Consider the following 11,813-nt stretch of genomic DNA (forward strand, 5'->3'; position numbering starts at 1 on the left):
AGAAGCGCCTGAGGTTCCGCTAAGAGAGTGCGCAAGCAACGAATCCACCAACAAACACTGAGGAGTGCCCGATGAACTTCACGCTGGAACCCGACTACCGCCACCTGCCCGAGCTGCAGGGCTGGGTCGCCAAGCTGCGGGCCTACCTCGACGAGGAGCTGATCCCGTTCGAGCACGAGCGCGGCATCACCGCCGAAACCCGGATCGACCGGGCGACGCTGCGGCAGGTGTGGCGCCGCAGCCGCGAGCTCGGCTTCTACGGCATCAACCTGCCGCCGGAGCTGGGCGGCCACGGACTGTCGAACCACGACCTGTGCGTGCTCAAGGAGGAAGCCGCAGCCCGCGGGTCGTCGCTGTTCCCGAACGTCCTCGGCGACATGGGCGGGCCGCTGCGGGTGGGCGTGGCGCTCAACGTCGCCACCCAGGAGCAGCTGGAGCGGTACTTCCTACCGGTCGTCCGCGGCGAGCGGGCCTGCTGCTTCTCGCTCACCGAACCCCAGGCCGGCTCCGACATCCGCCGGATGACGACGACCGCCCGGCGCGACGAAGAAGGGTACCGGCTGACCGGCCGCAAGGTGTTCAGCTCCGCAGCTCCCTTCGCCGACTTCGCGATCGTGGTCGCCCGCCATCACGACGAGGGCGAGACGTACAGCGCGTTCATCGTCGACTTCGACGCTGCGGGCTGCACCGTGCTCGACGGCGACACCCCCATGTCCGGCCAGCACATCGAGGGCGACATCCTCCTCGAGGACTGCTTCGTGCCCGCGGCGAACGTGCTCGGTCCCCTCGGCAAGGGGCTGCAGGTCGGTGTCGGCCGGATCAACATGAACCGTCTGCTGCACTGCCCCACCATGATCGGCCTCGCCCGGCGCGCCCTGCAGCTGTCGCTGGACTACGCCCGCAACCGCACCGTCTTCGGCGGCCCCATGGTCGAGTTGCAGGCGATCCAGCACCACCTCGCGCAGATGTCCACCGACCTGCATGCCGCCCGCGCGATGGTGCTGGCCACCGCGGCCCAGGCCGACCGCGGTGAGCCGATCGTCGTCGAGGCCAACATGTGCAAGCTGTTCACCGCCGAAGCGGCCTTCCGGGTGGCCGACCTCGCCGTGCAGATCCACGGCAAGACCGGCGTCACGCAGGGGCACGAGGTGGAGCAGATCTTCCGCACCCTGCGCATGTTCCGGATCGTCACCGGCACCACCGAGATCCACAAGAACGCGATCGCCAAGGGCCTCGCGGGGAGGGCCGCAACGACAGCCGGAGCCTCGCGGTGAGCGCCGTCGCCCGGACTGCGGGGGCCGCCGTGACACCCGGGCAGGGGACCCGCGGGTCGCGTGGCAAGAACCTCGCCCTGCTGACCGCATCGACCTCCATGGACAACGCCGAGAACAGCATCACCACGGTGATGTTCCCGCTCATGCGCGACGCCTTCGGGCTGTCGGCGGCAGCACTGGGTACGATCGTCGCGGTCGCCAAGGTCGCAGGCGCCGCCACGAGCGTCCCGTGGGCGATGCTCGGCCGCCGGTACTCGCGGCGGACGGTCCTGGCGATCTGCTCCGGGTTCTGGGGCGTCTGGATCATCGCCGCCGGCATGTCCACGAACTTCACCCTGTTCCTCGTGTTCTACGGCATCGGAGCCGCCGGCTTCGCCGGTTCCGGTGCCATTGCCCTGGAGATCCTCGGCGACGTCTACGACGACCACCACCGGGGCCGCGCCACCGGAATCCTCTACGCCGGGGTCGCGATCATCGCTGGCGCCAGCGCCCCGGTGTTCGGATTGCTGGCGCACCTCGACAACGGCTGGCGCTACGGCTACCTCGGCTCGGGCGCGGTCTGCCTGGTGATCGGTGTCCTGATCCTGGTTTTCCTCGACGACCCCCGGCCATTGACCGCCAGCAGCGCACCGCATCGCGGCGAACTCGAGGCCAAGGCGCGAAAAGCGCGCAACGGCCTGCGCGAACTGCTTCGCATCCGGAGCTTCCGCTACCTGCTGGTGCAGCGCCTCTTCTCGGGCCAGAACGTGGTGATGAGCTTCGGGATCGTGTTCCTGGTCGAGGAGCGCGGGTTCTCGACCTCGACGGCATCGGTCGCCGCGCTGCCGTTCTCGCTGGGGTACGTCGTCGGCACCCTCCTCGGAGGGCGACTCCTGGACCGCCTCCACCTGGTCCTCCCCCGAAGCGGCCGCGTGATCATGCTCCAGGCCAGCCAGCTCGCCTTCGCTGCCATCGCCTTCGTCACGCTGCAGGTCACGACGGAGGGCATCACGCCGTACGTGGTGCTGTTCGCGATGCTCGGGCTGCTCCAGGGACAGGTCCCCGTCGTGAACCGCCCGCTCGTGATGGCGGTCGTCCCACCGCACCTGCGCTCCCTGGCGTTCGCCGTCTCCGTCTACCTGGTCGAGTCCCTCGCATACGGCGGCTACGCGCTGCTCACGGGCTACCTCGGGGACCAGATCGGGCTGCAACCCGCGCTGCTCCTCATTACTGTCGCACTCACCACGGCGAACGGCCTCGCCTCGGCCGCCTTGTACCACCCTTATGCCCGCGACAGCACCGAGCAGGCACGCCGGGAAGTCACCACCAACAAAGGATGATGCCTTTCCGCAGGAAGCAAACCCCTGCATCACGGGCAATCCACCGTTCTGCACCCATCGGGACGACCAGCCGAGATCCACTTCGTGGTACAGCCCTGCGACCGCGCGACCTGTGGTCGTGAACGGCCCCTTCGTCACGCCGACCGCGATGTCTCGCTCAAGGCCGTTCCAAATCCTGGGCAGCCAGTGCGAAACAAGGAGTCAACACGTCCATTGTGGTCGGCCACGACGCCGGGAGCGCGTACTCGCGGACCGCGTGAGAGCTTCGCACGCGCGGAGCCAGCGTTTGTGATATTGGATACGGTTTCCGCGGCTACCTTTCACGCTGCGGTGAAAGGATTGTCGAGCCCTGGCCCGGTAGTAGAGGCTTCCTGCCGCTGACCCGACCGACGGCCGGAAAAGGGGACTTCGCCGAACATGTTGCCTTCCGAGGACTTGCTCGAAAGCACTGCCGTCGACGCCACCGCCGCGGCACCCGGGTCACTCGATTCGTTCCCGGTCCTGGGCATCGACCACCTCCGATTCGTCGTGGGGAACGCCAAGCAGGCCGCCCACTTCTACGCGACGGCCTTCGGCATGCGCTGCGCCGCGTATCGGGGACCGGAAACCGGGTATCGCGATCGGGCCGAGTACCTCATGGTTGCCGGGCGAACCCGGTTCCTGCTCACCGGCGCGGCGCGTGCGGGCACCGAGATCGACCGCCACCTAGCGGTCCACGGCGACGGCGTCATCGACATCGCGCTGCGGGTCGCCGATGTGGACCGCGCGTACGAGAACGCAGTGCTGCGCGGCGCGACCGGGCTGGAGGCTCCGCACGACGCTGAAGGCGCCGACGGTGTGCGGCTCGCGGCGATCGGGACCTTCGGCGACGTCCGGCACACGCTCGTCGAGCGGACCGACGACGCGGTGTTCCTGCCGGGCTTCGAGGCGCGGGAATCGACCGGTGCCGCCGAGGGCGCCTTCCACGAGATCGACCACGTGGTCGGGAACGTCGAGCTCGGCCGGATGAACGAGTGGGTGGAGTTCTACCGGCGGGTGATGGGCTTCACGAACATGAAGGAGTTCGTCGGCGACGACATCGCCACCGAGTACTCGGCGCTGATGTCGAAGGTGGTCGCCGACGGGGAGCGCAAGGTCAAGTTCCCCATCAACGAGCCGGCCGTCGGCGAGAAGAAGTCGCAGATCGAGGAGTTCCTGGAGTTCAACGGCGGACCCGGGGTGCAGCACATCGCGCTGGCCACCGACGACATCACCGCGGCGGTGCGCCGGATGCGCGCGGCCGGGGTGCAGTTCCTGGACACGCCGGATGCCTACTACGACACGTTGGACGAGTGGGTCGGGGAAACCCGGGTGCGGCTGGACGAACTGCGGGAGCTCAAGATCCTCGCGGACCGCGACGAGGACGGCTACCTGCTGCAGATCTTCACCGCGCCGGTGCAGGACCGGCCGACGCTGTTCTTCGAACTGATCGAACGCCACGGCTCGCAGGGATTCGGCAAGGGCAACTTCAAGGCCCTGTTCGAGGCGGTCGAGCGCGAGCAGGCCCGGCGCGGAAACCTCTGATCGGCCTCGGCGGGAGGGCCCGTACCCGATGACATCGAACCTACTTGAGACCGCGCCGCGTCCGCTGCTGGCGTTCGTGCGCCTGGGGCGCCCGAAGTTCCTCTTCCAGAGCATGCTGGTGGTCGCCGCCGGCGTCACGATCGCCGTTCACAGCGGCCACCAGGCGAGCCTCGGCTGGTACCTGGTGACCCTGCTGTTCGCGTGGTGCACGCACCTGATGACGCACTACTGCAACGAGTACTTCGACCTGGAGGCCGACCGCGCCAACGCCGCACCCACATCCTGGACCGGCGGCAGCCGGATCCTGGTCGGCGGACACCTGCGGCCCGAGGTGAGCCTCGGCGCAGCGTTCGTGCTGCTGTTCGTCGGGGTGCTGCTGCTCGCGCTGCTGCCGAGCCTGGAGACCCGGCTGGTGGCGACGGCGATCATCGCGCTGGCCTGGCTCTACACCGCTCCCCCGCTGCGGCTGAACTACCACGGCCTGGGCGAGGTCAGCTGCGCGCTGGTGCTGTACGGGCTGGGACCGCTGCTGGCGTGCGTCGTGCAGGCCGGGACGATCGACACCGCCGGGCTGGGCTACGTCGGCGTGCTGTTCGTGTTCCAGTTCCTGCGGATGGCCATCATGAACCTCTCCGACATCGAAGGGGACCGGGCCACCGGCAAGCGCACCCTCGCGGTGCTGCTCGGCGCGGCCGGGCTAGTCCGGCTGTTCGCGGCCGGCCAGCTCGTCGGGTACGCGGCGATCGCGCTGCTGCTGGTCACCGGCGTGATCCCGGTGTCGGCGGGGCTGTTGATGCTGGCCACCGCTCCGGTGCCGATCTGGGTGACCCGGCAGCTGACCACGGGTGCGCTCGCCGAGCCGCGGCGGGCCAACGCGGTGACGTTCTGGGCGTCGATGCACATGCCGCTGACGTCCTCGTCGATCATCGTCGGCCTCCTCGTTGACCTGGGGGTCCACGGTGGACGGCTGTGGCAACCGTGGCTGGCGGTGGTCGGCGCGACCTTCCTGATCTTCGGGACCTGGCTGGTCCGCGCCGCGCAGACCAACCGCGCCGGCGCGCCGAGTCCAGCCGGGTGAGCCCCCACCCGAACCGGCCCAACCACGAGGAGCGAGGTCGACCATGACGACGTCTCCGGTCACCGCCGATCATGACCTGATCGCGAGCGCGACCCACCGGGCACGCGGACTCACCGAACCGCTGCTGCGCAACATCGTCGAAGCGCTGGGCCCGTCGCTGGCCGCGATCGGGTGCTACCACTTCGGCTGGCAGACCGACGAGCCCTACACCGCGGGCAAGGCGATCCGGCCGACCATGGCGATCCTCGCCGCAGAGGCCGTCGGCGCCCCACCTTCGGCCGCGCTGCCGGCCGCGGCCGCCGCCGAGCTGGTGCACAACTTCAGCCTGATCCACGACGACATCATCGACAGCGACGAGCAGCGGCGCGGCCGGCCTTCGGTGTGGAAGGCCCACGGCGTGCCGGCGGCGATCCTGATCGGCGACGCGCTGCACGCTGCGGCGTTCGAGTTGCTGCTCGGCACCGGCCGGCCGAACGCGGCGGCGGTCGCGGAGCGGCTCGCGGTGGCGATGCGCGAGATCGTGAACGGGCAGGTGCAGGACATCGAGTTCGCCGGGCGCCCCTGGTCGGGCCCGCAGGCGGTGATGCTCGACGAGTACCAGGCGATGGCCGAGGCGAAGACCGGGGCGTTGCTGGCCTTTGCCGCCGCGGGCGGCGCGCAGCTCGCCGAGGCTCCGCCCAGCGCCGTGCGGACCTTCGACGTCCTCGGCCGCCACCTCGGCTTGGCCTTCCAGTGCACCGACGACGTGCTGGGCATCTGGGGTGATCCGGCGGTCACCGGGAAGCCGGTCTTCGGAGACCTGCGCGAGGGCAAGAAGACCTTGCCGGTCATCGCCGCGCTGGCCACCGACACGCCCGCCAGAGCGCGGCTGGCGCCGCTGCTCACCGAGGGCCTGCGCGACGACGCCGGGCTCCGGCTGGCCGCCGAGCTCGTCGAAGAGGCCGGCGGCCGGAAGTTCGCCGAGCAGGAGGCGTCGAGGCACCTCACCGGGGTTGGCGAGTGCCTGGACTCGCTGGACATGCCCGACACCGTCCGAAAGTCCTTCGAGGCACTGGCGAACACGCTGATCGGAAGGACGCGGTGACCCGAGAACTGTCCACAACGGACCGGGTGGAACAGGCGATCCACGCCGCCGAACAGGTCGTGCTCGGCGCGGCGGGCGTCGGCTCCTGGCCGAATCCGCGCCGCGCTGCGGTCTCCGGTGCCGCCGGCGCGGTCCTGGCCCTGCACTTCGCCGACGCCGATCGGTCGGCGGGCCTGATCGCCGACGGCGTCGCGTGGCTGCTGCGGGTGCAGAACCCCGACGGCGGCTGGGGCACCCTCGAAGGCTTCCCCAGCGACTTCGTCGCGACCGCGATGGCCACGGCGGCGTTGCACCTGGCGGCGGGTTCGGACGGCGCGGACAGCGTCTCCCGCGCACGCGGCTGGATCGACCGCCGGGGCGGCGTGGCGGGACTCGACGACCCGATGATGGGACAGCTGTGCGGCCTGGTGCTGTCCATCGCCGGCCTGCAGGACGCGAACCGGTTGCGACGGGTTCCGGTCGAGCTGGTCCTGCTGCCCGCCGCGCTGCGCAGGCGGCTGCTGTCCTACCTGACCCCGCCGTTCCTGGCCCTGTCGTTCATGCAATCCCGGCAGCGCAAGCACAATCCGCTGGCCCGGGCCATCGACCGGCTCGCCCGACCGGTCGCGGCACGACTGCTGGCGGCGTTCGACCAGCAGGAAGGCGGGGTCGGTTCCTATGGCGGCGATCCATGGCTCACCGGCCTGGTGTGCACGGCGCTGACCCGGGCCGGCGCCGCCCCGGAACTGGCCCGGCGTTCGGTGGAGTACCTGCGGATGACGGCGCAGCCCGGCGGTTCCTGGCACCTGGTCCACGGCGTCGAGGCCGAACGGGTGGAAGTCACCGGCATGGCCTTCAGCGTCCACGGGCTGGCGCTGGCGGGCCACTCCGCCGATCCGCGGCTGCTCCGGGCCCGCAGTTGGCTGGCCGGGTGCCAACAGCTCGAACCGTCCGAGGTGTACGCGAGCCCGGCGGGCGCGTGGGCCTGGACCGGCCGCAAGGGCTGGCCGAACGCACTGGAAACCGTTCTGGTGCTGCGGATCCTGGTGGCCGACGCAGAACTCGATCCGGACACCGAGCAGATCATGCGGCGCGGCATCGCGTGGCTGATCGCGCAGCAGGACAAGCGTGGCTCGTGGAGCACTTTCGTGCGAAACACCCTGGTGCCGCTGGACGGCCCGTGCCCGTTCATCACCGCGCTGGCGATCGAGATCCTGCACAGCGTCGGTGTCGCCACTTCGGACCCGCCGATCCGCCGCGCCCTGCGCTGGCTCGAGCGGCACCAGGCGCCCGACGGGTCGTTCGAGGCCAGGTGGCATCGCGGCGGCGTGCCCGCCACCGCCGCCGTGGTGCACGCGCTGACCGAGCTCGGCATGCGCGGGCATCCGGTCGCGACCAAGGCCCGGGACTGGCTGCTGGCCGCGCAGCTCGACGACGGTTCGTGGAGCACCGGGCGCGGTGATCAGGACGGCACCCCGGACGAGACCGGGCACGCGACCCGCGCGCTGGTGGCCTGCGGCGAGCACGAAGCGGCGCGGCGCGGCGCCGAGTGGCTGGTCGCCGCCCAGCAGCCGGACGGCCGGTGGGAGCCGGGCCAGACCTGCATCTACATCCGGGACTACGTGCACTACTCGGATCCGCTGATCGCGCAGGGGTTGGCGATCGGTGCGCTCGCGGCGTATCGGGAGGTGGGCAATGGCTGAGTCGTCCGCGACCTACGACGTCGTGGTCGCCGGGGCCGGTGTCGGCGGCCTGGCGGCCGCGCACGCGCTCGGCGCGCGGGGCTTGCGGGTACTGTTGTTGGAGAAGCAGCGGCAGCCGGTGGCGATCGCCAAAGGCGAAGTGCTGCAACCGAGTTCGATCCGCATCCTGCGGGAATGGGGCGTGCTGCCCGAGTTGCGGGACCGCGGCGCGGTGCAGCTGGACCGGCTGGTGATCCGCGAAGCCGACGGCCGCGAGGTGATGGTCTTCGACTACGCCGCGCTCGCCGGTCAAGGCCACCACCTGCTCAGCCACGACTACTCGGAAATTCTCGGCGTGCTCGCGGACGGCCTCGCCGACGAGGTCGAGTGGCGGCGCGGTGCGCTGGTCAAGGACCTGAGCCGGGATGCGAGCGGGCGGACGGACGGGGTCGTGGTCGGCGAAGGCGACCGGACCTACGAGGTGCGCGCACCGCTGGTCGTCGCCGCCGACGGCCTGTCGTCCCGGCTGCGCAAGCTGGCCGGGATCACTACCGACCCCGTCGAATACGCCCACCGGTTGGCGTCCTTCGAGCTCTCCGGCGGCCCGGAGCTGCCCAGCGAGGTGTCCGCCTACCTCACCGACCGCGGCCTGCGGCTGCTCTACCCGTTGCCCGGCAACCGGATTCGGCTCTACGTGCAGGTGGGTGCGGATGAGCTGCGCGGCATCAAGAAGGACGAACTGACGGCGTGGTGCGACGGGCTGGCGGCCGATGCGCCGTCGCTTCGGCCGCTGCTCGATTCGTTGCGGGCAAGTCTCGACACCCGGCAGCTGCTGAAGCTGTGGCGGTTCACGGCATCCAGGATGTCGGTGCCCGGACTGGCCATGGTCGGCGAGTCGGCGCACGCCGTGCACCCGATGGCCGCGCAGGGCATGAACACCGCCATAGCCGACGCGCACGCCCTGGCCGGGCTGGTCGGCGACGGCCCGCTGCAGAAGTCTGCGGTGGACGCGGCGTTGGCGAGCTACCAGAAGGAGCGCGCCGGTTGGGTCCGACACATCGACCGGATGAGCCACGATGCGACCCGGATGATCACCGACACGTCGTGGGCGGGCAAGGTGATCGGCCGCCGGATGCTGCGCCACACCAGCCGGAACAGCCGCTTGCGCTACGTGGCGACCTACAACATGGCCGGGCTGGGCATCCGCCCGTTCACCGTGCTGGACCGCATGCACCAGCTCGGGCTGCCAGATCCGCGAGCGGGAAGGACCCCGGCTTGGGCGTGAACGGACGAGCAGTGGTGCTGGGCGGTGGCCTGGCGGGTGTGCTGGCGGCGTCCGTGCTCGCCCGGCACCTGGATTCGGTCGTCGTGGTCGAGCGCGACCGGTACCCCGACGGCCCGGTCGTCCGCAAGGGCGTTCCGCAGGCGCAGCACGGGCATCTGCTGCTGACCGGCGGAGTCCGGCGGCTGGACGCGCTGCTGCCCGGCGTCGTCGACGAGCTGCTCGGGCATGGCGCGCGCCGGCTCGGGCTGCCCCGCGACGTGGTGTCGCTGACCGCGCAGGGCTGGATGCCGCGGTTCCGCGAGATGCGGTTCGCGCTGTCCTGCAGCAGGGCCCTGCTGGACTGGGTCGTCCGCAAGCGGGTGCTCGGCGACGGCCGGATCCGGGTGGAGGAGGACACCACCGCGTTGCGGCTGTGCGGCGACGGTGCGCGGGTGACCGGGGTGCTGGTGCGGGACCGGGCGTCCGGGCAGCCGCGGCTGCTCGAAGCGGACCTCGTCGTCGACGCGACCGGGCGCGGTTCGAAGGCCCCGGAGTGGCTGCGGCTGCTGGGACTGCCGGAGGTGCGCGAGGAGCTGGTCGATCCCGGGCTCGCCTACGCCACCCGCCTCTACCGCGTGCCGCCCGGTGCACCCGCGGACTTCCCCAACGTCTCGATCCAGGCCGAACCCGGCACCGGTCGTCCCGGCCGGGCCGGGGTGATCTTCCCCATCGAGGGCGACCAGTGGTTGGTGACCCTTTCCGGCACCAGGGGCGCGGAACCTCCGGTGGACGATGCGGGTTTCGAGCAGTTCGCCCGGGCGTTGCCGCACCGGGTCGTCAGCGAGCTCATCGCCGCCGCCGAACCGCTCGGCCGCGCCCGCGGTTACCGCAACAACGCCAACCGCCGTCGCCGCTTCGACCAACTCCGCCGGTGGCCGGACGGCTTCCTGGTGATCGGCGACGCAGTGGCGACGACGAACCCGACCTACGGGCACGGCATGTCGGTGGCGGCCGGCGAAGCCGTTGCCCTGCACCGGGGGCTGCACCGACATCGGCTGCGCCCGGGCAGCTGCCGCCGCATCCAGCGCGGGATCGCCGCCGCCGCACAGGCGTCCTGGATGATGGCGACCAGCCAGGACCGGCTCTACCCGGACGTGGTCGGCCGCGGGCCCAGCCGCGCCTTGTTCGTGCAGAAACGGCTGACCGACCGCCTGCAACGGTTCGCCGCCCAGGACCCGGCCGTCTTCGACGCGCTGTTGCAGGGCCACACGCTCTCCGGCATGCCGTCTCCGCTGGTCATCCCCCGGATAGTCCGGGGCTTGCTCCGGGGCGGCGCCCGCCCGAACAACGGCGACCCGCCGTTCACCCCCGCCGAACGAGCCGTGTTGGCACCGCAGGACCCGCCCGAAGGAGGCAAGGCTTGACCGATCAGATGGCGTTCACCGAGGACGAAGTCGCGCAGTTCTACGACGGCCTGGAGAAGTTCCTCTCCTCCTGGCTCGGCGAGAGCATCCACTACGGCTACTGGCCCGGCGGTGCCGGTGGCTCGTTCACCGAGGCCCAGGACCGGCTGACCCACCTCCTCGGCGACCGCCTCGCGCTGCGCCCCGAGCAACGGCTGCTCGACGTCGGCTGCGGAACCGGCCGCCCCGCCACGCTGCTCGCCCAGTCCTCGGGTTGCGCGGTCACCGGGATCACCATCAGCCAACGGCAGGTCGAGACCGCTCTGGAGCGCACGGCCGGGTTCGCGGGCAAGGTCGGCTTCGAGCTCGTCAACGCGATGGAAATGCCTTATGCCGACGGCGAATTCGACGCCGCGATGGCGCTGGAATCGCTGCTGCACATGCCCGACCTGGAGCGGGCCCTGGCCGAGGTGCGGCGCGTGCTGCGACCGGGTGGCCGCTTCGTCGTCGCCGACTTCTTCGAGGCGTCGAAGGCGTCGGCGCCACCGGGTGGCATCCCGTTCAACCCGCCACCACCGCTGGACGAGCTGACCGACCGGATCCGGACTGCGGGATTCGAGGTGACCGACGTCCTCGACATCACCGAAGCCACCCGGCCGACCTACGCGGAGCTGCTCGCCGCGGTGCGCGCGCAGCGATCCACATTGGACTCCGTCCGGGACGCCCGGATCGCGGAGCAGGTCCAGCGGGCCATCCCGCTGATCGCCGAACACGCCCAAGAGCACACCGGCTACGCGGTTCTCACCCTCCGCAGGAGCTGAAAACACCGCCGCCTTGGCGGTGGCCTCGTGAGCGGCTATGGCTGTTCCAACGACCACCACCACTCACGAGGCCACGCCACCTCAGTCGTGAGTGGCGATGGTCGTTATCACGACCACCACCGCTCACGACCCCGGTGCCGCACACGCCGCCACCAGCACCAGCCAGGTTGGAAAACCTCAATGAGCGTTTTTCATCCTGGTCGGCCCGCAGCCGCGGGTCGCAAAGGTGCACGTCGATGGGGTGTCGCATGCGCCGCAGGCGCATAGCCCACCCCTGCAACTGGCACCGCCGCGGGTTCACGGTGCCCACCCCTCCCGGGGTTCTCCCGGCGAGGACGGCCCCTCC

9 protein-coding genes are annotated in these 11,813 nt (G+C 70.8%); all 9 read left to right on the forward strand.

Annotation, left to right across the window (positions count from 1 at the left end):
* The first annotated feature begins 71 nt into the window (after window positions 1-71).
* Complete coding sequence (locus tag E1288_RS36710) at window positions 72-1,274, forward strand: acyl-CoA dehydrogenase family protein (protein ID WP_132493291.1); 1,203 nt, start codon at window positions 72-74, stop codon at window positions 1,272-1,274.
* Window positions 1,271-2,593, forward strand: a complete 1,323-nt coding sequence (locus tag E1288_RS36715) for an MFS transporter (protein WP_235884068.1) — start codon at window positions 1,271-1,273, stop codon at window positions 2,591-2,593. The genes E1288_RS36710 and E1288_RS36715 overlap by 4 nt, the downstream gene beginning before the upstream one ends.
* A gap of 435 nt (window positions 2,594-3,028) precedes the next feature.
* Window positions 3,029-4,156, forward strand: a complete 1,128-nt coding sequence (gene hppD, locus E1288_RS36720; protein WP_235884069.1) for a 4-hydroxyphenylpyruvate dioxygenase — start codon at window positions 3,029-3,031, stop codon at window positions 4,154-4,156.
* Between the two features lie 28 nt (window positions 4,157-4,184).
* Entirely contained in the window at window positions 4,185-5,234 is a 1,050-nt protein-coding gene (locus E1288_RS36725; RefSeq protein WP_132493293.1) for a prenyltransferase, read from the forward strand.
* A 43-nt stretch (window positions 5,235-5,277) separates the two neighbouring features.
* Window positions 5,278-6,318 (forward strand): polyprenyl synthetase family protein, encoded by a 1,041-nt coding sequence (locus E1288_RS36730; RefSeq protein ID WP_132493294.1) that lies wholly within the window; start codon window positions 5,278-5,280, stop codon window positions 6,316-6,318.
* Complete coding sequence (locus E1288_RS36735) at window positions 6,315-8,000, forward strand: prenyltransferase/squalene oxidase repeat-containing protein (protein ID WP_165968450.1); 1,686 nt, start codon at window positions 6,315-6,317, stop codon at window positions 7,998-8,000. Before E1288_RS36730 ends, E1288_RS36735 begins: the two co-directional genes overlap by 4 nt.
* The gene (locus tag E1288_RS36740; RefSeq protein WP_132493296.1) at window positions 7,993-9,264 is read left to right on the forward strand and encodes an FAD-dependent oxidoreductase; all 1,272 of its coding nucleotides are present in this window, start codon (window positions 7,993-7,995) and stop codon (window positions 9,262-9,264) included. Before E1288_RS36735 ends, E1288_RS36740 begins: the two co-directional genes overlap by 8 nt.
* On the forward strand, window positions 9,261-10,667 hold the full coding sequence (locus E1288_RS36745) for an NAD(P)/FAD-dependent oxidoreductase (RefSeq protein ID WP_207954757.1): 1,407 nt from the start codon (window positions 9,261-9,263) through the stop codon (window positions 10,665-10,667). The genes E1288_RS36740 and E1288_RS36745 overlap by 4 nt, the downstream gene beginning before the upstream one ends.
* On the forward strand, window positions 10,664-11,467 hold the full coding sequence (locus tag E1288_RS36750; protein ID WP_132493298.1) for an SAM-dependent methyltransferase: 804 nt from the start codon (window positions 10,664-10,666) through the stop codon (window positions 11,465-11,467). The genes E1288_RS36745 and E1288_RS36750 overlap by 4 nt, the downstream gene beginning before the upstream one ends.
* Window positions 11,468-11,813 lie beyond the last annotated feature (346 nt).

The organism is Saccharopolyspora elongata (genome assembly GCF_004348985.1).
In the GTDB taxonomy this organism is placed as follows: Bacteria; Actinomycetota; Actinomycetes; order Mycobacteriales; family Pseudonocardiaceae; genus Saccharopolyspora; species Saccharopolyspora elongata.

Bases quoted from the DNA above. Each gene is read 5' to 3' on its own strand.
- E1288_RS36710 (WP_132493291.1), top strand. From the start codon at position 72: ATGAACTTCACGCTGGAACCCGACTACCGCCACCTGCCCGAGCTGCAG.
- E1288_RS36740 (WP_132493296.1), top strand. From the start codon at position 7,993: ATGGCTGAGTCGTCCGCGACCTACGACGTCGTGGTCGCCGGGGCCGGT.
- E1288_RS36725 (WP_132493293.1), top strand. From the start codon at position 4,185: ATGACATCGAACCTACTTGAGACCGCGCCGCGTCCGCTGCTGGCGTTC.
- E1288_RS36730 (WP_132493294.1), top strand. From the start codon at position 5,278: ATGACGACGTCTCCGGTCACCGCCGATCATGACCTGATCGCGAGCGCG.